Source organism: Salinisphaera sp. PC39, from assembly GCF_040361335.1.
GTDB lineage: Bacteria > Pseudomonadota > Gammaproteobacteria > Nevskiales > Salinisphaeraceae > APNM01.
Genome location: NZ_APNM01000005.1, coordinates 110,549 through 133,381, shown reverse-complemented (window position 1 = coordinate 133,381; position 22,833 = coordinate 110,549). Strand labels below are relative to the sequence as shown.

22 protein-coding genes are annotated in these 22,833 nt (G+C 70.7%); 12 read left to right on the top strand and 10 right to left on the bottom strand.

All coding sequences use genetic code 11. The features are described 5' to 3' along the window. Positions 1 to 74: 74 nt before the first annotated feature. Both PC39_RS06720 and PC39_RS06715 read right to left on the bottom strand, forming a co-directional pair. Positions 75 to 914, bottom strand: a complete 840-nt coding sequence (locus tag PC39_RS06720) for an MmyB family transcriptional regulator (RefSeq protein ID WP_353252601.1) — start codon at positions 912 to 914, stop codon at positions 75 to 77. Next, positions 907 to 1,740 carry an alpha/beta hydrolase family protein gene (locus PC39_RS06715; protein ID WP_353252600.1) on the bottom strand — a complete coding sequence of 278 codons (834 nt, stop codon included), beginning with the start codon at positions 1,738 to 1,740 and terminating at the stop codon, positions 907 to 909. Before PC39_RS06715 ends, PC39_RS06720 begins: the two co-directional genes overlap by 8 nt. 140 nt (positions 1,741 to 1,880) lie before the next feature. On the opposite strand from PC39_RS06715, the gene PC39_RS06710 reads away from it, so the two are divergent. Next, positions 1,881 to 2,204: a DUF2834 domain-containing protein gene (locus PC39_RS06710; protein ID WP_353252599.1), complete on the top strand. Its 324-nt coding sequence runs from the start codon at positions 1,881 to 1,883 to the stop codon at positions 2,202 to 2,204. 81 nt (positions 2,205 to 2,285) lie between these two features. After that, positions 2,286 to 3,284 carry a hypothetical protein gene (locus PC39_RS06705; protein ID WP_353252598.1) on the top strand — a complete coding sequence of 333 codons (999 nt, stop codon included), beginning with the start codon at positions 2,286 to 2,288 and terminating at the stop codon, positions 3,282 to 3,284. Positions 3,285 to 3,289: 5 nt separating this feature from the next. Here PC39_RS06705 and PC39_RS06700 read toward each other — a convergent pair whose 3' ends face one another. Next, positions 3,290 to 3,958 (bottom strand): lysophospholipid acyltransferase family protein, encoded by a 669-nt coding sequence (locus tag PC39_RS06700; protein WP_353252597.1) that lies wholly within the window; start codon positions 3,956 to 3,958, stop codon positions 3,290 to 3,292. A 146-nt stretch (positions 3,959 to 4,104) separates the two neighbouring features. On the opposite strand from PC39_RS06700, the gene PC39_RS06695 reads away from it, so the two are divergent. After that, positions 4,105 to 5,319, top strand: a complete 1,215-nt coding sequence (locus PC39_RS06695; RefSeq protein WP_353252596.1) for a DNA polymerase Y family protein — start codon at positions 4,105 to 4,107, stop codon at positions 5,317 to 5,319. 163 nt (positions 5,320 to 5,482) lie between these two features. Here PC39_RS06695 and PC39_RS06690 read toward each other — a convergent pair whose 3' ends face one another. From PC39_RS06690 to ilvB, 7 genes are all read right to left on the bottom strand, one after another. Beyond that, entirely contained in the window at positions 5,483 to 5,920 is a 438-nt protein-coding gene (locus tag PC39_RS06690) for an acyl-CoA thioesterase (RefSeq protein ID WP_353252595.1), read from the bottom strand. Between the two features lie 153 nt (positions 5,921 to 6,073). Continuing rightward, the gene (locus PC39_RS06685; protein WP_353252594.1) at positions 6,074 to 7,381 is read right to left on the bottom strand and encodes a hydroxyacid-oxoacid transhydrogenase; all 1,308 of its coding nucleotides are present in this window, start codon (positions 7,379 to 7,381) and stop codon (positions 6,074 to 6,076) included. A 45-nt stretch (positions 7,382 to 7,426) separates the two neighbouring features. Beyond that, positions 7,427 to 8,641: a class I SAM-dependent rRNA methyltransferase gene (locus tag PC39_RS06680; RefSeq protein ID WP_353252593.1), complete on the bottom strand. Its 1,215-nt coding sequence runs from the start codon at positions 8,639 to 8,641 to the stop codon at positions 7,427 to 7,429. A 52-nt stretch (positions 8,642 to 8,693) separates the two neighbouring features. Then, entirely contained in the window at positions 8,694 to 9,479 is a 786-nt protein-coding gene (locus PC39_RS06675) for an alpha/beta hydrolase (RefSeq protein WP_353252592.1), read from the bottom strand. 61 nt (positions 9,480 to 9,540) lie between these two features. Next, on the bottom strand, positions 9,541 to 10,959 hold the full coding sequence (gene pyk / locus PC39_RS06670; RefSeq protein WP_353252591.1) for a pyruvate kinase: 1,419 nt from the start codon (positions 10,957 to 10,959) through the stop codon (positions 9,541 to 9,543). Between the two features lie 145 nt (positions 10,960 to 11,104). Next, positions 11,105 to 12,088, bottom strand: coding sequence for a cyclodeaminase (locus PC39_RS06665; RefSeq protein ID WP_353252590.1), 984 nt, complete (start codon positions 12,086 to 12,088; stop codon positions 11,105 to 11,107). A 54-nt stretch (positions 12,089 to 12,142) separates the two neighbouring features. Next, on the bottom strand, positions 12,143 to 13,984 hold the full coding sequence (ilvB, locus tag PC39_RS06660; RefSeq protein WP_353252589.1) for a biosynthetic-type acetolactate synthase large subunit: 1,842 nt from the start codon (positions 13,982 to 13,984) through the stop codon (positions 12,143 to 12,145). A 346-nt stretch (positions 13,985 to 14,330) separates the two neighbouring features. Here ilvB and ilvN point away from each other — a divergent pair, with 346 nt between their 5' ends. The 9 genes from ilvN (at position 14,331) to PC39_RS06615 (ending at position 22,825) form a co-directional block, all read left to right on the top strand. Continuing rightward, positions 14,331 to 14,840, top strand: a complete 510-nt coding sequence (gene ilvN, locus PC39_RS06655; protein WP_353252588.1) for an acetolactate synthase small subunit — start codon at positions 14,331 to 14,333, stop codon at positions 14,838 to 14,840. A gap of 2 nt (positions 14,841 to 14,842) precedes the next feature. Next, positions 14,843 to 15,859, top strand: coding sequence for a ketol-acid reductoisomerase (gene ilvC, locus PC39_RS06650; RefSeq protein ID WP_353252694.1), 1,017 nt, complete (start codon positions 14,843 to 14,845; stop codon positions 15,857 to 15,859). Positions 15,860 to 15,907: 48 nt separating this feature from the next. Then, positions 15,908 to 16,561 (top strand): phosphatidylserine decarboxylase, encoded by a 654-nt coding sequence (locus PC39_RS06645; RefSeq protein ID WP_353252587.1) that lies wholly within the window; start codon positions 15,908 to 15,910, stop codon positions 16,559 to 16,561. Between the two features lie 28 nt (positions 16,562 to 16,589). Continuing rightward, positions 16,590 to 17,357 (top strand): CDP-diacylglycerol--serine O-phosphatidyltransferase, encoded by a 768-nt coding sequence (gene pssA, locus PC39_RS06640; RefSeq protein WP_353252586.1) that lies wholly within the window; start codon positions 16,590 to 16,592, stop codon positions 17,355 to 17,357. Between the two features lie 302 nt (positions 17,358 to 17,659). Then, positions 17,660 to 19,375, top strand: coding sequence for a 2-isopropylmalate synthase (gene leuA, locus PC39_RS06635; RefSeq protein ID WP_353252585.1), 1,716 nt, complete (start codon positions 17,660 to 17,662; stop codon positions 19,373 to 19,375). A gap of 17 nt (positions 19,376 to 19,392) precedes the next feature. Then, on the top strand, positions 19,393 to 20,250 hold the full coding sequence (locus PC39_RS06630) for a CHAD domain-containing protein (protein WP_353252584.1): 858 nt from the start codon (positions 19,393 to 19,395) through the stop codon (positions 20,248 to 20,250). A 69-nt stretch (positions 20,251 to 20,319) separates the two neighbouring features. Next, complete coding sequence (locus PC39_RS06625; protein ID WP_353252583.1) at positions 20,320 to 21,114, top strand: uracil-DNA glycosylase; 795 nt, start codon at positions 20,320 to 20,322, stop codon at positions 21,112 to 21,114. Next, positions 21,111 to 21,575, top strand: coding sequence for a ribosomal protein S18-alanine N-acetyltransferase (gene rimI, locus PC39_RS06620; protein ID WP_353252582.1), 465 nt, complete (start codon positions 21,111 to 21,113; stop codon positions 21,573 to 21,575). Before PC39_RS06625 ends, rimI begins: the two co-directional genes overlap by 4 nt. Next, complete coding sequence (locus PC39_RS06615; RefSeq protein WP_353252581.1) at positions 21,572 to 22,825, top strand: MFS transporter; 1,254 nt, start codon at positions 21,572 to 21,574, stop codon at positions 22,823 to 22,825. Before rimI ends, PC39_RS06615 begins: the two co-directional genes overlap by 4 nt. Positions 22,826 to 22,833 lie beyond the last annotated feature (8 nt).

Below are 22,833 nucleotides of genomic sequence, written 5' to 3'. Positions count from 1 at the left end.
AGTTTCCGTGGATGTTCCTGCGGGACAATAACGCAGGAAGGCCGCGTCCGGATGCGGCGGCGTCGCCGCCGGGTTCAGTCGGCGGCCGCCAGGGCCCGCAGGAGGGCCGCGGAGGCGTCGTCCGCGGGAAAGAAGGTCTCGATCCGGATCTCCTCCGCGGTCACATCCTGGGCGGTGCCGAAGCCCGACAGCATCGAGAACAGGCTCAGAACCTGACCGCCCAGCTCGTACTCCAGGGGCAGGATCGGCGGGGGCGGGCCGTCGGGATGCGTGGGCAGCCGCCAGCGGCGGGGGATACCCTCGTAGTCCAGGATCTCGTCGATCACCGCGTGCAGGGTATCGTTGGCGTCGGCCTCCGCCTCGCGGCGTCCGCGCCAGAGCAGCAGGCCGGCCACTTCCTCCCAGTTGCGGATGAACGGCCGCGCGCCGGCGGGGTGGAAGGTGAACTTGAGCAGGTTGCGGGGACCGTCGCCGCAGACCCGCGCCCAGAGCGCCTCGGGGTCGCCGAGCGCGGCGAAGGCGCGGTCCATGGCGCGGTTGTGTCGGAGCATGTTCCAGTTGCGGTCGAGCACCAGTACCGGGTTGGGCTCGAGATGGGACAGCATCAGGTCCAGGGCGTGGCGCACCGGGGCCATGTCGGCGTCGTCCAGGTCGCGGGTCGCGTAGACCGGGGCGAAGCCGGCCGCCACCAGGAGCCGGTTGCGCTCGCGCAGCGGCAGGTCCAGTGCCTCCGCCAGTTGCAGGGTCATGGCGCGGCTGGGCCGGGCACGTCCGGACTCCAGGAAGCTCAGGTGCCGCTGGGAGACATCCGCGGCCAGCGCCAGGTCGAGCTGCGACAGCCGCCGCTCGCGCCGCCAGCGGCGCAGGGCGTCGCCGAAGCCCGTGTTCTCCGCCGCCGTGGCGACGCTAGCCATGCCGACTCTCCGTTTCTCGCGCGGCGGTCAGGAGCCAGTCCGCGGTCGGTTGCCACAGGGCTTCCCGTGCGCCCTCGCGGAAAAATCCCATGTGGCCGATGGCGTCGAGCCCGGCGTCGGCCGGCGTCACCTGCCGTCGCTCGACGGTCAATCGCGGATACTCGGCAAGCAGGGCGTCGATCGCGGGCGCCGGGGCATAGCCGTCGTCGGCGAAGCCGTAGGCCAGCGCCGGCACCGCGAGCTCGCGGTAGAGCGCCGTATCCAGCCCCGGCGAGGGCTCGAACAGGTAGCGCCGCCGTCGGCCCCACTGCGCCCATTGCCGCGCCACGCCCGCCGGCACGTCCCGGCCGAACATCCCCAGGCGCCGCGCGGGGAAGCGCCGCCCGTGTGCCAGCAGGGGGATCAGGACGTGCCACAGAAGCCACATGCCGAGCCGGCCGCGGCCGTGCCAGTGCCGCCAGTGGCCGCTCTGGGCCGCGACCAGCACGAGGCCGGACAGGCGGCGCGCGCTCGGCGCCAGGCCCGCGAGCTGGCCGCCGCAGCTATGGCCGACCAGGAACAGGGGTAGGTCCGCGGGCTGGGCCGCGAGCACCGTTTCCAGGTCGCGGCGACCCCAGTCGGACATGCGGGTCCCGGGGCGATCGCCGTAATCGAAGGTGACGGTGGCGATGCCGCGTCCGGCCAGATAGGCCGCGAAGCGCCGGTAGAAGCCGCGCGGGATGCCCATGCCCGGCGCCAGCACCGCCCGCGCGAGGGGTACGTCCGCCTCGAATACATCGCCCTGCAGCCGGCCGCCGTCGGGGCATTGCCATGTGGTCGCGGTCATCGCGGCTCTCCGGTCCTCCCTGTGACGCCGTCGACAATAGCCTAGCGGGGAGTGTACGTCCGGCAATTACGTCCGGGGTAATTGCCGCGCCGCCGCCGGCCCGGAACATGGAGGCCGCGACACGACGCAAGGAGACGGACATGACGTTTGACTGGAAGAAACTGCTGGTGGCCCTGGTGTTGCTCGATTTCGCGGCGCTGTCCGCGTACGCGATGTTCCAGGTGGGCTACCTGGGCATCTGGCGGGCGGGGCTCGCGGACTGGGGCGCGATCCAGATCCTGGCCGACCTGGCCATCGCCTGCGGGTTGATCCTGGTCTGGCTGGTGGCGGATGCCCGCCGGCGCGGCGCGAACCCCTGGCCTTATGTCGGGCTCACGCTGGTGGGCGGCTCCATCGGACCGCTGCTCTACCTGCTGCTGCGCCGCGAGCGCGGTGCCGAAGGTCTCGCGGCCGGCACGGTCTGACGCGACCCGGCAGGCGGCCGCCCGCGGCGCCGCGGGCGGCCGCCGCTTGCCCCGCGGCGGGCGAGCGGTTATGACGGAGGGATGAACGGGGGATCGATCCGTCGCACCGCACTGGCGCTTGTCGCCGCCTGGCTGCCGTTCCTGGCGGCCGGCGCCGAGGATGCGGCCGCGCCGGAAGCGTCGCCCGCGGACCCCGGCAGCGGTTACCTCGACTATCTGAACGCGCCGCACGCCTGGTTCTCGCGGCGCGTGGGCAACTTGTCCCGCCAGATCGACAGCTATTTCGGCTCCAGCGATGTCTACGACGAGGTCTCGGGCAGCTATGTCGAGATCGAGCTGGAGCAGCAGTTCGCGGAGGCCGGCGACAACGAGACGGGCGCCGACTTCCGCGTGAAAGTCGACCTGCCGCGTACCGAGCACCGCTTCAAGCTCCTGCTGGAAAGCGCGGCCGCCGAGCTCGATCCCCGCAGCGACGGCCCGGCCAACGCACGCCGCGAGGGCGAGGACGACGATGCCTCGGGGCTGTTCGCCGGCCTGCGGCGGGTCTTCACGGAAACCGCGGGTTTCCAGCTCAGCACGGACGCCGGCATCAAGGTGCGCACGCCGCCGGAAGCGTTCGCGCGCGCCCGCGCGCGTCGTGCCTGGTCGCTGGGCGATTGGCGGCTGCGTTTCAAGGAGACCCTTTACTGGTTCGACGCGGACGGCGCCGGCCAGACCGCGGAGGTCGATCTCGACCGGCGCCTGGACGAGCGCTTCGCCCTGCGCGCCAGCACGCGCTACCGCTGGCTGGACGAGACCGACGAGTGGACCCTGGGTCACGGCGTCGCCCTGTATCAGATCCTGGATGCCCGCAATTCCCTGGCCTACGAGATCGGCATGGAAGCGGTCAGCCGCCCGGTGCTGCGCAGCGAACGCTACCGCGTGGGCGTGCGCTTCCGGCGCCGCGTGCATCAGGACTGGATGTTCCTGTCGGTGGTGCCCGACGTGATCTGGCAGCGCCAGGAGGGTTTCCGAGCGGAGCCGGGCTTGTCCCTGCAGCTCGAGATGTTGTTCGGGGAGCGCTACCTGGCGGCGCGTTGAGAGGGTCAGTCGCCGGCCCGCGGAACGGCATGCTCGCCGAGGCTGCGGCGGGCGTCGGCGCTCGCGGCATGGATGGCGTCCGCCAGCTCGCGGGCCGCCTCGTCGTAGCCGTTCTCGACGCAGCGTTCGGCCGGCTCCATCGCCGGGCCGAAGACGGTCACGACCCGGGCGCAGGGCCAGGGGAACTGCGCCTTGTTCCAGGACTTGTGGAAGACGTGGGCGGCGCTGGCGGCGACGCCCACCGGCACCACCACGCCGCCAGCCAGACGCGCGAGCTGGAACACGCCGGGCTTGACCTCGTGCAGCGGCCCGCGCGGACCGTCGACCGCCAGGGAGGCGTTGTGGCCGTTCCGGCATAGCCGCACCAGGCCCTTGAGCGCGCCCATGCCGCCGCGCGAGGAACTGCCGCGGCAACTGGTGCCGCCGAGCAGCCGCAGCACCCGGTCCATGACCTGCCCGTCGCGGCTGGTGGAGGTCATGGTGGCGATCCGGTAGGGGCCGACCAGGCGCAGTATGGCGAGCTCGTCGCCGTGCCAGTGGGCGTAGATGCACGGCCGCCCCTCGCGGCGGGCGCTGGCCACGCTCGGGTGCTCCACCGATGCCGATCGCCAGGACAGCGACCACAGGCGGTAGACCAGCCAGATCAGGTACGGCAGGACGTGCCGGCGCAACATCGTTTCCTCGATCCCTCGCGGTTCGGCCCCGTCCATACGGGGCCGGGTGCCGGACGCGCAGATTGACCGAGATCGCGCGCCCACGCAAACTGTATAAAAATACAGTCATGCCGTGCCCGGTCCGGGCCGCGGGAGGAATGCCGCCGATGATCCTCAACGCCCTGTTCGTGGATTTCGATTCCTTCTTCGCCTCGGTGGAGCAGGCGGAGGATCCGGACAACCTGGCCGGCCGGCCGGTGGCGGTGGTGCCGCTGCAGGCGGACACGACCTGCTGTATCGCCGCCAGCTACGAGGCCAAGGCCTTCGGCGTGAAGACCGGCACGGGCGTGGCGGAAGCCCGCCGCCTGTGCCCGGACATCGCCTTCGTCCAGGCCCGGCACGAGGTCTACATCGCTTATCATCACAAGCTCCTGCGCGCCATCGAGAGCTGCATCCCGATCGACGAGGTCGCCTCCATCGACGAGGTGGCGTGCCGTCTCACCGGCACCTGGCGGCAGCGGGACCGGGCCGAGGGGGTCGCCGCCGCGATCAAGGCGGCCGTGCGGCGAAAGGCGGCGGTGACCTGCTCGATCGGCATCGCGCCCAACCGTTTCCTGGCCAAGACCGCCTCCAAGATGGACAAACCGGACGGCATCACCGTGCTGGAGGCGGCGGACCTGCCCGACGCCCTGTACCGCCTGGAACTGGGCGAGCTGCACGGCGTGGGGCCGCGCATGCTGGCCCGGCTGCGGGCGGCCGGCATCCGCGATGTGCGGACCCTGTGCGCGGCCGGCCCGGCGGAGCTGGCGGCGATCTGGGGCGGCGTCGGCGGCGAGCGCATGCACGCGGCGCTGCGCGGCGCGCCCTCGTTCGAGCGGCCGTCGGCGCGCGCCACCGTCGGTCATTCGCACGTGCTGCCGCCGGACATGCGCCGCGACGCGCTCGCGGTGCGCGTCGCCCATCGGCTGCTGCAGAAGGCGGCCTGGCGGCTGCGCGGCCAGGGTCTGGTCGCCGGCGGGATGACACTGGATCTGGGCTATGTCGACGGCCGCCGCTGGCACGGCAAGCGGCGCCTGGACGCCAGCGACGACACCCTGGCCCTGTCGCGGGTCCTGCGGGCGCTGTGGGACGATCGTCCGCGCCGCCGGGCCGGTCTGCTCAAGGTCGGCGTGACCCTGACCCACCTGAGCGCGGCGCGCGGCCGGTCGCTGGATCTGTTCGGCGACGGTCGCCAGCGCAGCCGCCTGAATGCCGCGGTGGACGCCCTCAACGGCCGCTTCGGCAAGCAGGCGGTCTACCTCGGCGGCGCCCACGGGGCCATGGACGCGGCCCCCATGCGCATCGCCTTCACCCGGATTCCTGACCCGGTTGTTGAAGATTAACCACAGAGACACGGAGAACACAGAGGTTTGAAGATGAAAGCCATGAAAGGGCTTGGTAATACGCAGCGCTTTGCCCTTTTACCCCCGGTCTCTTTGTCTTTTCATGATTATGTTGAATTCCTTTTCTCTGTGTCCTCTGTGCCTCTGTGGTTAGTCTTGAGTTCTAGACATCCACACGGATCGCTTCCAGCGCCCGGCGGATCTTGTCGGGGATGGGGGTCGGCCGGCGGCTGTCGCGTTCCACGAAGACGTGCACGAAGTGGCCGTGGGCCGCGGCGGTGTCCTCGCCCTCGCGGAAGATGCCGATGCCATAGGTGACGGCGCGGTTGCCCAGGCGGTCGACGCGCACGCCCGCCTCCAGCGCCTCGGGAAAGGCCACCGCGGCGTGGTACCGGCACTGGGATTCGACCACGATGCCGAACACGGGATCCGCGTGGATGTCGAGGCCGCCGGCGTCGATCAGGTAGCGGTTGGCGGCGGTGTCGAAGTAGGCGTAGTAGGTGACATTGTTGACGTGCCCGTAGACATCGTTGTCCGCCCAGCGCGTGGTGATGGGCACGAAGTGCCGGTAGTCGGCCCGACTCGGAATTTCGTCTTTCATATTACTAACCACAGAGACACAGAGACACAGAGAAAAGAAATATATAAATAACTAGAAAATGCAAGAAATAGCACGAAGATTAAGAGGAAAAATTATTTTTATTCTTTGTGGCTCTTGCCTCTGTGTCTCTGTGCCTCTGTGGTTCATTTCTCTTTACCAATATTGGACGGCGTCGGTGAACAGCTCGCCGAGGAGGTCTTCGGTGATGTCCACCGGCGCGTTCTTGAGCAGCCGCTGCTGGGGGTAGGCGCCCTTGGTGAGCGCGGCGATGTCGGCCTCGCCGTAGCCGACGCCGGACAGCCCGTTGGGCATGTCCGTCTCGCGCATCATGCCGATCAGGCGCTTGGCCAGGACCTCGCCGGCGTCGGCGGGGGTCGCGCCGGCGGCATCGGCGCCCAGCCAGCGGGCACCGTCCAGGTGGCGCTCGGGCGCCTGCGCGGCGAGGTGCCGGAACACGGCGGGGGCGTTGACGATCACCGACATGCCGTGCGGCACCATCGCGTGGTCGGCGTCGTAGCCGGGCGGCATGTAATCGCGCACCAGGCCGGCGACCGCGTAGGACATGCCGTGCGGGGCGTGCACGCCCGCGTTGCCGAACGCGATGCCCGCCAGGGTCGCCGCCCACATCATCTGTTCGCGGGCCTCGGCGTCCGCCGCGTCGCGCACCGCCCGCACCAGGTACTCGCCGGTCAGGCGCAGGGCCTCGGCGCAGCCGAGGTCGCTCCAGGGGTTGGCGCCCTGGCTCATGGGACGCTGGGCGAAGTTGTCCGGCGCCGGGCGTCGGGTGTAGGGCCGGGCGGTGTAGGACTCCAGGGCGTGCGAGAGCACGTCGAAGCCGCTGGCCGCCACCACCGCGCCCGGCAGGGTGGCGGTGACCTCGGGGTCCACCAGGGCCTGGCTCGGACGCAGCGCGCGCGAGGCGATGCCGGTCTTGGCCCGCATCGATTCGAAATCGAAGATGGTGATGCCGGTGCACTCGCTGCCCGTGCCACTGGTGGTGGGGCAGGCGATGTGCGGGGCGAGCGGCCCCGGCACGGGGGCGCCGTCGCCGATGGGCGCGTTCACGTAGGTCAGGAAGTCCGCGGGATGGCTGGCGTAGAGGTTGGCCGCCTTGCAGGTATCGATCACCGAGCCGCCGCCGACCGAGACGTAGCCGTCGGGCCGCGCTTCGCGGGCGAAGCGCGCGGCGTTCCGGAACGAGCCGTCGGTGGGTTCCACCCGGACCTCGTCGTAGACCACCACGTCGAGACCCGCCTTGCGGAGCGATTCCCGCACGGTCTCGACATGGGGCAGGGCCGCCAGGTGCGGGTCGGTGAACAGGGCCACCCGGCGCATGCCCAGGGCGGCCGCGCGGTCGCCGGCCTCGCGCAGGCAGCCGCGGCCGAAGGTCAGGGTGGAGGCGTCGACGGTGAAGGCGTTGTCGCCGCCCTCGACGAACTCGTAGTGATGGCAGCAGCTCATGGATATCCTCCCGGTCGCGGGTGCCGGTGATGCTCCGGTTCGGGTTTAATCGAGTTGTATCACAAGTGTCTTCAGGTAGGCGCTCTCGGGCAACCGCGGATGTACCGGGTGGTCGGCGTCGGCGCCGGCGCGGCGCAGCACGCGCGCCGCGCGGCCGGCGTCGCGCAGGCCGCGGCCCGCGGCCTCCAGCAGGGCGTTGCCGTCCACGTGATGGCTGCAGGACGCCAATATCAGGAAGCCGCCCGGCGCCACGGCGGCCGCCGCCAGGCGGGTCAGCTTGCGATAGCCCTTGAGCGCCGGCTTGATATCGCGCCGCGCCTTCGCGAAGGCCGGCGGATCGGCGATCACGAGGTCGAACTGCGTGCCGGCCTCGGTCAGCTCGGTGAGGGTGGCGAAGGCCTCGCCGCGCCGGAAGCGGCAGCGGTCGCCGACATCGTTGGCGGCGGCCGCTCGCTCGGCGAGCGCGAGGGCCGCCTCGGAGCGGTCGACGGCCAGGACCTCGGCCGCGCCCGCCGCGGCGCAAGCCACCGCGAAGCCGCCGGCATAGGCGTAGCAATCCAGCACGCGGGGACCGTTCAGCCGTCGCGCCAGGGCGGCCGCGTACGCCCGATTGGCGCGGTGATCGTAGAACCAGCCGGTCTTCTGGCCGGACAGCGGGTCGGCGTAGAAGGTTAGGCCGTTCTCCACCAGGGGCAGGGGCGAGGCCGGCTCGCCGCGCAGCACGCGCACGTCGTCGTCGAGCCCCTCCAGCCGCCGCGCCGGGGCGTCGTTCTTGAGCACGATCTTGATGCCCGGAAGCACCTGTTCCAGGGTGGCGACGAGCATGTCGGTCAGTGACTGCATGCCGGCGGTGTTGGCCTGGAGCACGACGGTGTCGCCGTAGCGGTCGACGATCAGTCCCGGCAGGCCGTCGGCCTCGGCGTGCACCAGCCGGTAGTGCGGGGTATCGAACAGGGTCTCGCGCAACGCCAAGGCCGAGTGCAGGCGCGCGGCCAGGAAATCCGCGTCCACCGGCACGCCGGTCTCCTCGGCCAGGATGCGCGCGGCGATCAGGGTGTGCGGATTGAAATAGGCCGTGGCCAGCGCGCCGCCGTCCGCCCTCAGGAGGTCGACGATGCCGCCCGCCGGCAGGGCGCGGGCCGCGGCATCCATCTCGATCTCGTTGGAGAACACCCAGGGGTGGCCGGCGGCGGCGCGCTTATGGCGGCCGGGCCGGAGACGGATACGGGGACGGCGGTCGGTATCGGTGGCGTCGGTCATAGCGCATGCGGTCGGGTGGGGCGCGCCATTCTCTCACCGTGGCCGTGACGCGTCAGCGGTATCCTTGCAGCCAGGTCGCGATGCGTTCGGCACCCGCCTCCCAGCGGGGCTCCAGCATCACGTCGTGGGCGGTGTCCGCCAGGATCTCGCACTCGGCGCCGTAGGCGCGGGCGGTGGCGCGCATCTCGTGCGGCGGAAAGATGGCGTCGTTGTCGGCGCCCAGCACCAGGATCGGCGTCGAGATCCGCTTCGGGCGGGGCAGGTCCAGCACGCCGGCGTCCAGGATCATGCGGAAGGACTCTTCCACCAACCGATCGTGGTAGGCCCGGCGGGTCGTCTCCGGCAGGCTTTCCGAGAAGAAGGCCGCCGTGGACAGCTCGGGCGTGGCGACCAGCCGGTACGGACTGAGATGCAGCAGGCTCGACGCCAGGGTCAGCGGCCGGTGCAGGCCCAGCCGGGTCACGAACGGCAGCACCCCGCGGGTGGGGATGGTGGCCAGCAGCACCGCCGCCGGCGCCGGGTGCCGCTCCAGGTATTTCTGGGTGATCAGGCCGCCCATGGAGTGGCCGATCACCACCGGCGGCCGGTCCAGCGTCGCGGCGGCCTCGGCCACGTCGTCGACGTAATCCGCGATCCGGTGCCAGCGGATGCCCTCGCGGCCGGGACTGTCGCCGTGCCCGCGCAGGGACACGGCGTGGGCCTCGAAGCCCCGCGCCGCGAACCAGGGCAGGAAGTGCTCGTCCCAGCACCAGGCACCGTGCCACGCGCCGTGCACGAACAGCAGGGGATGCGGGAACCGTCGCTCCGACGGCCGCTGGCTGATGATCTCGAGCGTCATGTCCGTTCTCCGTTGTCGACGCGGTTGCCGCTCGCAACATACCGGAAACGCGGCACGGCTCCTACACGGTGACGATCTTCATGGCGTTGGTGCCGCCGGGGCCGGTGAAATCCCCCTTGGTGACCAGCACGCGCTGGCCCTCGCGCACGGCGCCCATCTCCCGCAGGCGGGCGATGGCCTCGCGGATGGGGGTCGGGCCCTCGATCGCGCTGGGCTCGAAGTCCACCGGGTAGACGCCCCGGCACAGGGCCAGGAAACGCCGGGTCTCGGGATAGGCCGTGAGGGCATAGATCGGCACCGGCACGTCCTGGCGCGACATCAGCAGCGCGGTGGTGCCGGAGTCGGTCAGCGCGACGATGGCGTCCGCGTGCATGTGGGTGGCGGTGTAGACGGTGGCCATGGCGATGGCCTCGTCGGTGCGCCGGAAGTGTGTCTCCACGTGGGCGGCCGAGCGGGGCGCCGCCTGCTCGCGCTCGGCGCCGGCGCAGATACGCGCCATCGCGGCCACGGCCTGCACCGGGTAGGCGCCCACCGCGCTCTCGGCCGAGAGCATCACCGCGTCGGTGCCGTCGAGCACGGCGTTGGCCACGTCCAGCACCTCGGCCCGGGTGGGCCGGGGGCTGTCGACCATGGACTCCATCATCTGGGTCGCCGTGATGACGGGACGGTTCATCTCCCGGGCCTGCGAGATGATGCGCTTCTGGACCGCCGGCAGCTCGGCGTCGCCGATCTCCACGCCGAGATCGCCGCGCGCCACCATCACCGCGTCCGCGGCCCCGATCACGGCCTCCAGGTCCGCCACCGCCTCGGCGCGTTCGATCTTGGCCACCAGCCGGGCCCGGCCGCCGGCCGCGTGCAACAGGCCGCGTGCCTCTTCCAGGTCCGTCGCCGAACGCGGGAAGGACACCGCCAGGAAATCCACCTCCAGTTCGGCGGCCAGGCGGATGTCGGCGGCGTCCTTGTCGCCCAGGCCGCCGGCGGACAGGCCGCCGCCGCGCAGGTTCAAGCCTTTCCGGTCACCCAGGCGGCCGCCGGTACGCACCCGGCAGTCGATGCGGGTGCCGGTCACGCGCTCGACCACCAGCTCGATGGCGCCGTCGTCCAGCAGCAGTTCGGCGCCGGGGGCGACATCCCGGGGCAGGTCGGGATAGGCCACGCCCACGACCTCGTCGTTGCCGGCGTCCGCGGGCAGGGCGGCGTCGAGGGCGAAGGCGCGGCCCTCGACGAGGTCGACGGCGCCGCCGGCGAAGGATTCGATGCGGATCTTGGGCCCCTGGAGGTCACCGAGGACGGCGACCGGCCGCCGCTTTTCCGCGGCGAGCGCACGCACCCGCGCCGCCCGCTCGCGGTGCGACCCCGGGTCGCCGTGCGAGAAGTTCAGCCGCACGACGTCCACGCCCGCGTCGAGCAAAGCGGCGAGCACGTCCGGCCCGTCGGTGGCCGGCCCCAGGGTGGCGACGATCTTGGTTCGGCGCGGCATGCGGCGAAAGTATCATGAGGCGATGGCGCGCGGTATGACGGCATGACGGCGTCGTTGCGCATCCGCGGCGGTCGCATACGGGGTTCGTGGCAAGCGACGGGGTCTGCCGCGAGGGCTGGATGCCTTCCTGACGAGTTCGCCGGCTTCAGTCGAGGACCGTGCCCAGGCCCCGCGCCTCGGCGCGATCCAGCGCGAGCCGGGCGATGGCGGTGTCCTGGACACCGACCCCCGTCAGGTCGGCGACGGTGAGCTGGTCCTGGTTCTCGCGGCCCGGCACGGCGCCGGCGACGATCGCCCCCAGTTCGCGGACATTGTCGGTATCGGGCAGGGTGCCGCCGGCGAGGGCGTGGCGCAGCTCGCCGCGTTCCCGGCACTGGGCCACGGCATCGCAGACCAGGACGTCGGCGGCGGCCAGGGCGGCCGGATCGAGCTCGTTCTTGTGGCCGGCGTCCGAGCCCATCGCGGTGATGTGCTGGCCGGGGCCGAGCCATTCGGCCCGCACCAGCGGCGCGGTCGCGGGCGTGGTGGTGACCACCACATCGGCGCCGCGCACCGCGGCCTCGGCGGATTCGGCGGCCGTCACGTCGCGATCGAGTTCGCCGGCCATCTCGCGCGCGCAGGCCTTGGCGCGCTCCGGGTCCCGGCCGTACACGAACACGCGCCGGAAATCGCGCACCAGCCGCAGGGCGCGGAGCTGCCAGCGGGCCTGGCCGCCGGCGCCGAGGACGCCGACGGTGGCCACCCGCTCGGGCGCCAGGTGGCGCGCCGCCAGGGCGCCGGCCAGGGCGGTGCGCACGGTGGTGAGGTAACCGTTGTCCAGCAGCACCGCCTCGACCCGGCCGGTGCCGGCGTCGAGCACCGCCATCATGCCGCCGGCGCTGGGCAGGCCGATGCGGGGGTTGTCGAAGAAGCGGGTCGAGACCTTGATCGCGAAGCGGTCCCAGCCGCGCACGTAGGCGGCCTTGGCGTCGGCGGCGCCGTTGGCGTCCGGGATCTCCAGGCCCAGGATCGGCGGCAACGTCACCTCGCCGCGACCGAGCCGGGCGAAGCCGTCCGCCACCGCGTCCAGGCCGTCGGCGTCCGCGGCGACGTGGCCGGTCAGTTCCTTTTCCGTGACGATCCGGGTCATGGGCCCTCCGGATACGCACGGGAACGCGACCGCGGGGCGTTTGCCCCGCGGCCGTCAGAAGGCTTCCGACTGATCCACTTCCGCGTCCCCGGCGTTGTCGTAGCGGTTGGGGATGTGGTCGCCGGTGATCATCTCGCGGTAGCTCATGCCGGGGCCCACCATGGGGTAGACGCCGGCGTCCGGGTCGATGATCACCTCCAGGAACGCCGGTCCCTGGAATTCGATGAACTCCTTGATCACGGCCGGCACGTCCGCCTTGCGGTCCAGGCGCCGGGCGAACTCGAAGCCGTCGGCCTCGGCGGCCTTGACGAAGTCCTTCTTGTGCAGCGACTTGTCCGAGGCGGACAGCCGGCCCTTGAAGAAGAGCTTCTGCCACTGCTTGACCATGCCGTCGCCGAAATTGTTCAGCACCACGATCTTCAGCGGCAGGTCGTAGGTGGTCACCGTCTCCAGCTCGCCCAGGTTCATGCGAATCGAGGCATCGCCGTCGATATCGATCACCAGCCGGTCGCGCTGCGCGAACTGGGCGCCGATGGCCGCCGGCAGGCCGAAGCCCATGGTGCCCATGGAGCCGGAGGTCAGCCACAGGCGCGGGTGCCGGAAATCGAAGTACTGGGCGGCCCACATCTGGTGCTGGCCGACGCCGGTGGCGATCACGGCCTCGCCGCCGGTCAGGCGGTTGATCTCCTCGACCACGTAGTAGGGCTGGATCAGCTCCGACTCACGGTCGTAGTTCATCGCGTAGCGGGCCTTGAGGTCGGCCACGTGCGCGTGCCAGTCGCTGAAGTCGCGGCTGAAACCGATCTCGCGGCCATAGGCCAGCAGGCGCTGCAGGCTCTCGGCGAGCACGCCCACGTGCTGCCAGTCCACCGCCTTGACCTTGTTGATCTCGGAGGCGTCGGTGTCGAAGTGGGCGATGTGCTTGGCCTGCGGCGCGAACTTGTCCGGCACGGCCGCCACGCGATCGTCGAAGCGCGCGCCCATGGCGATCAGGAAGTCGCAGTCGTCCACCGCGTAGTTGGCGTAGGCGGTGCCGTGCATGCCCAGCATGTGCAGGGACAGGGGATCGGTGGTATCGAAGGCGCCGATGCCCATCAGCGTGGTCACCACCGGGATGCCGAAGGCCTGCGCCAGGTCGCGCATGGGCTGCGCGGCGTCGCCGTTGATCACGCCGCCGCCGGCGTAGATCAGCGGCCGCTCCGCCTGGCTGAGCATGCGGAAGAAGTCGGCGCACTCGGCGTCGTCGATGTGGTTGGCGGCGAGCGCGTTCATGCGCTGGCGGTAGCCGGGGATCGGCAGCACGCCCTCGCCGCGGAACTCGCCCTCCCAGTTCTGGACGTCCTTGGGCACGTCGATGACCACCGGGCCCGGACGGCCGGAGCGCGCGATCTCGAACGCCGTGCGCACGGTCGCCTCCAGCTTCTCCGGCTCGGTGACCAGGAACACGTGCTTGGCCGCCGAGCTCATGATGTTGGACACCGGCGCCTCCTGGAAGGCGTCGGTACCGACCGCGGCGCGGGCGACCTGGCCGCAGATCAGGACCATGGGCACGGAATCGGCCATGCAGTCGCGCACCGGGGTGACGGTGTTGGTGGCGCCGGGGCCGGAAGTGACCACGGCCACGCCCACCTTGCCGGAGGCGCGCGCGTAGCCGGCCGCCATGAAGCCGGCGCCCTGCTCGTTGGCGGGCACGATCAGCGGCAGGCGGTCGTGGTGCTCCCGGTTGAACCGGAAGATGGCGTCGTAGGTCGGCAGGATGGCGCCGCCGGAGTAACCGAATACCGTGTCCACGCCCTCGTCGGCCAGTACCTGCACGATCATCTCCGCGCCGGAGAGGCGGGTACCGGCCAGCGGGTGCCGGGGGTGGTCGGTGGGTTCGGTTCGGGCCTGGGCCATCGTGTTGCCTGAAATCGGTGTCGGGAAACCCGATAGTTTATCGCATGGCGGCGCGGTGGGGGTAATGGGCGGCGCTGGCCGGGCGATGCCGTCGGGCGTGATCCTGGCTCCAGGTCCGCGGTGGGCGTCGGCAGTCGGCGTGTCTCAATCCGCTGGGTTACGGAACGCGTTTTCGCTTGGATTGTGAGTCGAAGGCTTCCCGGGTCCCGGATCGCGCTTTTGCGCGTCCGGGACAACCGTGCGGACCGCGGCACGGTCCGCACGGTTGATTTTCTCCCCCGTTGGGATTAGGGTGCGCGCTTTCTTTTCAGGGGGTCGGGCGGGCAAAACCCGCGATTTGGCGCCCATGCGGCATATCATCTCCATCCTGATGCAGAACGAGGCGGGCGCGCTGGTGCGCGTCGCCGGCATGTTCTCGCAGCGCGGTTTCAATATCGAGTCGCTGAACGTGGCGCCGACCGACGACGTCACCGTGTCGCGGCTCACGCTGGTCACCACCGGCACCGACGACGTGGTCGAGCAGATCAACCGGCAACTGCTGAAGCTGGTCGACGTGATCGACGTGCTCGACATGACCGGCGGCGAGCACATCGAGAGCGAGCTGTTGTTCGCCAAGGCCGCGGCCGATAAGTCGGTGGACGACTGCATCGCGCGCGCGGGCGCGGAGGTGATAGATGACCGCGACGGTATCCGGACGATCCGGTTCCTCGGCACCGGGGAGGCCGTCGGCGAGCTGGTCTCGGCCCTCGGGGCCACCGGCCGGCTACGGGAGGTGATCCGCAGCGGCGCCATGGCGGTGACGCCCGGCGAGATCGGTTTACGCTACGAACATACGGGCTCGGAGACGATAACGTGAGCATGAACGTCTACTACGACAAGGATGGCGATCTCTCGATCATCCAGGGCAAGAAGGTCGCGATCATCGGCTACGGTTCGCAGGGCCACGCCCACGCGAACAACCTCAAGGAATCCGGGGTCGATGTCACCGTGGGCCTGCGCAAGGGCTCCGGGTCCCGGAAGAAGGCCGAGGAGGCCGGTCTCGCGGTCGCCGAGATCGAGTCCGCCGTGGCCGCCGCCGACGTGGTCATGATCCTGGCCCCGGACGAGCACCAGGTCGCGCTCTACAACGAGCTGATCGAGCCCAATATCCGCCAGGGTGCGGCGATCGCGTTCGCGCACGGCTTCAACGTGCATTTCGAGCTGATCGAGCCGCGCGCCGACCTGGACGTGTTCATGGTCGCGCCCAAGGGCCCCGGCCATCTGGTGCGCACCACCTACGTCAAGGGCGGCGGCGTGCCCAGCCTGATCGCGGTGGCCCAGGACGCCTCCGGCCAGGCCAAGGACATCGCCCTGTCCTATGCCGTGGCCAACGGCGGCGGCCGTGCCGGCGTCATCGAGACCAGCTTCCGCGAGGAGACCGAGACCGACCTGTTCGGCGAGCAGGCGGTGCTCTGCGGCGGCATGACCGCCCTGATCCAGGCCGGTTTCGAGACCCTGGTCGAGGCCGGCTACGAGCCGGAGATGGCCTACTTCGAGTGCCTGCACGAGGTGAAGCTGATCGTGGACCTGATCTACGAGGGCGGTATCGCCAACATGCGCTACTCGATCTCCAACACGGCCGAGTACGGCGACTTCACCCGCGGTCCCCGGATCATCACCGAGGACACCAAGGCGGAGATGCGTCGCATCCTCGGCGAGATCCAGACCGGCAAGTTCGCCCGCGAGTTCATCAACGAGAACCAGGCGGGCACGCCCACGCTCAAGGCCGGCCGCCGGCTGTCCCGCGAGCATCCGATCGAGAAGGTCGGCGCCAAGCTGCGGGGCATGATGCCCTGGATCAGCAAGGACAAGATCGTCGACAAGTCCAAGAACTGATCCGGCGCGTATACGTAAGCACGACACTTCCGGCAGGCCGTTTCCGGCATGCGCAACGTCACCTTCCTGCACGTGGCCCGCGAGGGTTGGCCGCTGATCGCGCTCGCCGCGGTCGGCGGCCTGCTGGCCTACAGCTTCCTCGCCTGGTGGGCCCTGCTGCCGTTCCTGGGGCTCGCGGGCCTGCTGGTCGGGTATTTCCACGACGCCGACCGGCGCGCCCTGGCCGAGCCCCTGGCCGTGGTCACGCCAGCGGACGGCCGGGTGATCCACCGCCGCGAATGCTACGACCCGTTCCTGGATCGCGAAGCGGTGCGCGTGAGCCTCGACGTGGCCCGCTTCGGCTCGTATTTCCTGCGGGCGCCGGTGGAGGGCACCGTGCTGGAGCTGGCGTCGGATGCCTGGCCGGAGTTCCGCGGCACCGCCTCGTGGATCCGCACGGACGAGGGCGACGATGTCGTGATCGCGGTGTCGGAGGGCGCCATGTTCGGCGCGCGTCCCTGCCAGGCCCGCTACGGCGAGCGCGTGGGCCAGGGCCGGCGCTGCGGCATGCGCCGGCTGGCGCGCCGCATCGATCTCTACCTGCCGGTGGACACCCGGCTGGAAGTCGACCTGGACCAGCGGGTGACCGCCGGCTGCTGCGCGCTGGCAAAGCTGATGCACAAGAAGAACGGTAACGGCAGCGGTCAGGGGCAGGCGGCCTGACGTCGCCGCCTCGGGTACACTCACCGTCATGTCCGAAGAGCCCGGCAACCCCGAGAGCGAGCGCCAGCGTCGGCGCGGCATCTACCTGCTGCCCAACCTGTTCACCACGGGCACGCTGTTCGCCGGCTTCTACGCCATCATCGCCGCGACCCAGGGGCGCTTCAACGCCGCGGCCGTGGCGATCTTCGCGGCCATGCTCACCGACATGCTCGACGGGCGCGTGGCCCGGCTCACCAATACCCAGAGCGATTTCGGCATCCAGTACGACAGCCTCGCCGACCTCGTGGCCTTCGGCCTCGCGGCGGGCCTGATCGCCTACCTGTTCAGCCTGCAGAGCTTCGAGGCCATCAACCTCATCGGCGGCAAGCTGGGCTGGCTCGCCGCCTTCTTCTACATGGCCTCGGCGGCGCTGCGCCTGGCCCGCTTCAACGTCACCCGCGGCGGCCTCAGCGAGAAGAAGGTCTTCCTGGGCCTGCCGAGTCCCGCGGCGGCCGGTCTGCTGGTGGGCTTCGTCTGGGTCGCGCACGACTTCGGTCTCGACGGCGCCGACCTGCTGTTGCCGGTGTTCGCGCTCACGGTGGCCGCCGGTGCGCTCATGGTCAGCAACATCCGCTACCAGAGCTTCAAGGACCTCAACCTGCGGGAGCGGGTGCCGTTCACCTATATCCTCGTGGTGCTGCTGGCCTTCGTGCTGGTGACCCTGGATCCGCCCCGCGTGCTGTTCGGCGCCTTCCTGGTGTACGCCGCGTCCGGTCCGGCCCTGGCGGTGGCCCGCTGGTGGCGCCGCCGGCGTTGACCGGGGCGCCGGGCCTTGCCGCTCCGGGGCCCCTGCGTTATAGTCGGCATCGCCTCAAGGCGATACGTCACACGATGAAGATTCGGGCCCGACAAAGCGATTCCCGCGCGACCGCTCCCCGCGGCCGCCATGTCGCCGTGCCCGCCCGCCTGCTTCCGCTCGCCCTCGCGCTACGACTTCTGCCGTAAGGCAGAAGTGACGCACATGGCCAGGGCGAGGCCGACAACCGCCCGTTCCGAGAACACCCTTGATGGATTCCAGGCCGCCGCGCATGCCGCGGCGCCCGTGATGGGAGCATCGCGATGAGCGACAACGACAGACAGCATCCCGCGACCAAGTACCGACCCTTTCCCCAGGTCGGCCTGAACGACCGGACCTGGCCCGGACGCACGCTCGACCGGCCGCCGATCTGGTGCAGCGTCGACCTGCGCGACGGCAACCAGGCCCTGATCGAGCCCATGGGCCTGGAGCGCAAGCTGCGCATGTTCCACGCCCTCATCGAGATCGGCTTCAAGCAGATCGAGATCGGCTTCCCGGCCGCGTCCCAGACCGACTACGACTTCTGCCGGCACATCATCGACAACGACCTGATCCCGGCGGACGTCAGCGTGCAGGTGTTGACGCAGTGCCGCGACGAGCTGATCGAGCGCACCTTCGAGGCGCTGGAGGGCGTGCCCCGCGCCATCGTCCACATCTACAACTCGACCTCGGTGGCGCAGCGCCGGATCGTGTTCCGCATGGACAAGGCCGGGATCATCGACATCGCCCGGCGCGGGGCACAGCGGACCAAGACCCTGGCCGCGGCCTATCCGGACACCGAGTGGACCTTCCAGTACTCGCCGGAGAGCTTCACCGGCACCGAGCTGGAGTTCGCCGCCGAGATCTGCAACGAGGTGCTGGACATCTGGCGCCCGACGCCGGACAACCGCGCGATCATCAACCTGCCGGCGACGGTGGAGATGGCCACGCCCAACGTCTACGCCGACCAGATCGAGTGGATGCACCGGCACCTGGTGCCGCGCGACGGCGTGATCCTGTCGCTGCATCCGCACAACGACCGCGGCTGCGCCATCGCCGCCGCCGAGCTGGGCCAGATGGCCGGGGCCGACCGCGTCGAGGGCACCCTGTTCGGCAACGGTGAGCGCACCGGCAACGTCGACGTGGTGACCCTGGCCATGAACCTGTACAGCCAGGGCGTGGAGCCCGGGCTGGATTTCTCGCGCATCAACGATGTCGTGCGCATGGCCGAGTACTGCAACCAGTTGCCGGTGCATCCGCGTCATCCGTACGCGGGCGAGTTGGTGTTCACCGCCTTCTCGGGATCGCACCAGGACGCGATCAACAAGGGCCTGAAGGACCGCGCCGCCCATCCCGACGGGGTCTGGGAGGTACCGTACCTGCCCATCGATCCCAAGGACCTGGGCCGCACCTACGAGGCCGTGATCCGGGTCAACAGCCAGTCGGGCAAGGGCGGCATCTCCTATGTGCTGGAGAGCGAGTTCGGGCTGGTGCTGCCGCGCCGCATGCAGATCGAGTTCTCCAAGGCGGTGCAGGCGGTGGCCGACGAGACCGGTCGCGAGCTGACCAGTGCCGAGATCCTGCGGCTGTTCGAGCGGGAATACCTGGAGGTGGCGACGCCGCTGTCGTTCCAGGATTACACCGCCTCCTCCAAGGCCGAGGGCGGCGACAAGCACGGCGTGGAGGCGGTGGTGCTCAACCGCGGCGCCGAGCAACGCATCAAGGGCACCGGCAACGGCCCCATCGCGGCCTTCATCGACGGCCTCAACCGGGCGCTGGGACTGAACGTGGTGATCCACGATTACACCGAGCATGCCCGCGGCCACGGCGCGGACGCGGATGCCGTCGCCTATGTCGAGGCCTCGGTGGGCGATGGCCCCTCGACCTTCGGCTGCGCGATCGACGCCGACATCATCTCGGCCTCGCTGGAGGCCGCGATCTCGGCGATCAACCGCGCCCTGGCCGGCCAGGAGGTCGAGGACGCGCGGCGTACCGCCTGAGGCGCGGACAACGGGGCATGGGCTATCGTTTCCGTCGCGGCGAGGCGCCGTTCGACGGCGTCCGCCGGATCGCCTGCGAGCAGTACGACCGGGCGCTCGACGCGCTCACGGCCGGGGAACCCGACGTGCACGACGCCCGCAAGAGCTGCAAGAAGCTGCGGGCCTTGCTGCGCCTGGCCCGGCCCGCGCTGCCCGAGGAGGTCTACCGGCGGGAGAACGCCGCCATCCGCGACACCGCCCGCGGGATCGCCGGCCTGCGCGATGCCGAGGCGTTGCTGGAGGCGTTCGACGCCCTGGTCGGGCACGGCGGGGACGCGGGCGCCGACGTCGCGTCGTTGCGCCGGCGGCTGGACGCGGCCGGACGGGATGCGGCGCCGGGCAGGGCGGCGGTGCGCGCCGCCGAGGAGGCGTTGCGGGCCGGACGCCTGCGGGTCGCGGACTGGGTGCCGGATGCCGGCGGCGACGAAGCCGACGCGCTCTGCCGGGGGCTGGCCCGCACCTACCGCAGCGGCCGCAAGCGCCTGGCGGCGGCACGCCTCGATCCCGCCGCCGAGACGCTGCACGAATGGCGCAAGCAGGTGAAGTACCACTGGTACCACGTGCGGTTGCTGGCGCCGATCGATCCGGACACGCTCGGCCCCCGCGGCGACGCTCTCAAGACGCTGTCGGACCTGTTGGGCGACGACCACGACCTGGCCATGCTCGATCCCGCGCTCGCGGCGCTGCCGGCGGCCGAGCTCGGGGCGTTGCCCCGGGTGCTGACGGCGCGGCGCGAGACGCTTCAGGCCTCCGCGTTCGAGCTCGGAGAGAGCCTCTTCGCGGACCGCCCGAAGGCACTGCGCCGGTATTGCCGGCGTTGCTGGCGGGACGGCTGAACCTCGCCGGGAGATCTGTCACGGGCGGACGGGTCGCGTCGTCGGAGCACGCCCGGTAAGCTAACCGGAATGAGCGTCGACGACCGCCAAGCCTACCTGCGCGAGCTCGGATTGACCCTTTGGGAACGGTGGTCGGCCGCCGGCGGCTATCCGCCCGCGGACAGGGCCGATGTCGCGGTGGCGGAACCGCCCGCGGCACCGGCCCCGGAGAGACACGGCGGCGAGAAAGCGCCGCCCGAGCCGGCCCCGGCGCCGTCGACGGCCACGGTCGAGGCCGGGGCGCGCGCGCCCGCCCCGGAAGCCGATATCGCCCGCATGGACTGGGAGGCGCTGGAAGCCGATCTCGCCCGCCAGGATCATCGCGGCGCCTCGCGCCCGGTGTTCGGCGTGGGCGCGCGCGACGCCGATCTCCTGATCGTGGGCGAGGCGCCGGGCGCGGAGGAGGACCGCCGCGGCGAACCCTTCGTCGGCCGTGCCGGCAAGCTGCTGGACCGGATGCTGTTCGCGATCGGTCGTAGCCGTTCGAAAAACGCCTATATCGCCAACATCTGCAAGTTCCGGCCGCCCAACAACCGCGACCCGAACCCCGACGAGGTGGCCGCCGACCGGCCGTACCTGGAGCGCCAGATCGACCTGCTGTCGCCGCGGCTGATCATCGCCGTGGGCCGGGTCGCGGCCCAGAACCTGCTCGGTACCGACCAGAGCCTGGGACGCCTGCGGGGGCGGCTCCACGACTATCCCCGTCGGGATATCCCGGTGCTGGTGACCTACCACCCGGCCTATCTGCTGCGCAGCCCGCAACAGAAGGCCCGGGCCTGGGAGGACCTCAAGCGGGCGGCGGCGCTGCTGGAGGCATCGCCATGAGTGCCGAGCCGCAGGCGCTGTTCAGCGTGCGTGCCCTGACCACGGCGGATCTGCCGGAGGTACTGGCGATCGAGCGCGCCGCCTACGATTACCCCTGGAGCGAGGGCGTGTTCCGCGACTGCATGCGCGTGGGTTACCGCTGCCTGGCGGCCGTGGACATGGCCGGCAACGTCCTCGGCTACGGCCTGCTGTCGGTCACCGTGGACGAGGCCCATGTGCTCAATGTCTGCGTGGGCCCGCTGTACCGGCGCCGGGGCGTGGCCACGCTGCTGCTGGAGCACATGGCACGGCTGGCGCGGGGCGAGCGCGCCGCGACCATCCTCCTGGAGGTCCGCCCCTCGAATACCGGCGCGCTCGCGCTCTACCGGCGGCTCGGCTTCGAGCGCGTCGGCGTGCGCAAGCGCTATTATCCGGCGGCGCACGGCCGCGAGGACGCCCTGTTGCTGGCGCGCCCGCTGTGACGGGGGACCGCCGCGCCGTCTGGTCCTGGGCGCTCTACGACTGGGCCAATTCGGCCTTCGCCACCACCGTGATCGCGGGTTTCTTCCCCATCTTCTTCAAGCAGTACTGGAGTGCCCAGCACGAGGCCACGACCAGCACCTTTCATCTGGGCATGGGCAGCGCGCTGGCCAGCGCCGTGGTGGTGCTGCTGGCGCCGACCCTGGGCGCCGTCGCCGACCGCGGCGGCCTGCGCAAGCCGTTCCTGCTGGCGTTCACGCTCATCGGCGTGGCCGCCACGGCCGGTCTGTTCTTCGTGGGGCAGGGACAATGGCTGGCGGCGCTGGCATTGTTCGTGCTCGCCTCGATCGGCTTCTTCGGCGGCCTGACCTTCTACGACAGCCTCCTGGTGGACGTGGCCGAGCCGGCGCGCAGCGACCGGGTGTCGGCCCTGGGATATGCCCTGGGCTACTTGGGCGGCGGCATCCTGTTGGCCGTGAACGTGGCGATGACCCTGAGCCCGGAAAGCTTCGGCCTGGCCGACAAGGGCGAGGCCGTGCGCTGGTCCTTCCTCTCGGTGGCGGTGTGGTGGGCGTTGTTCGCCTGGCCGCTGTTCCGTTACGTGCGCGAGAACCGGCCCGCGCGGCCGCCGGCGCCCTGGGCGGCGGCCCGGGCCGGGGTCCGGGAGCTCTGGCAGACCTTCCACCGGATACGCGCCCACCGCGCGGCCTGGCTGTTCCTGCTCGCCTACTGGGTCTATATCGACGGCGTCCACACCATCATCCGCATGGCCGTGGATTTCGGCCTCAGCCTCGGCTTCGAGTCCACCGCCCTGATCACGGCGTTGCTGCTGGTGCAGTTCATCGGCTTCCCGGCGGCGGTCGCCTTCGGCTATCTGGGCGAGCGCTGGGGCACCCGCAAGGCGATCTACCTGGGGCTGGCGGTGTACGCCGGGGTCACCGCCTGGGGCTATGTCATGACCACCGAGCTGCAGTTCTACCTGATGGCGGCGGTGATCGGCCTGGTCCAGGGCGGGGTGCAGTCGTTGTCGCGCTCGTATTTCGCGCGGCTGATCCCCGAGGGCAAGTCCGGCGAGTTCTTCGGTTTCTACAACATGATGGGCAAGTTCGCGGCGGTCATCGGCCCCCTGTTGGTGGGCGCCACCGCGGCCGTGACCGGTGATCCGCGCGCGGCCATCGGCTCCATCCTGGTGCTGTTCGGGATCGGCGCCTGGCTGCTCACCCGCGTGCCCGCGGAGACACGGACGGCCTGAGCCCGGAC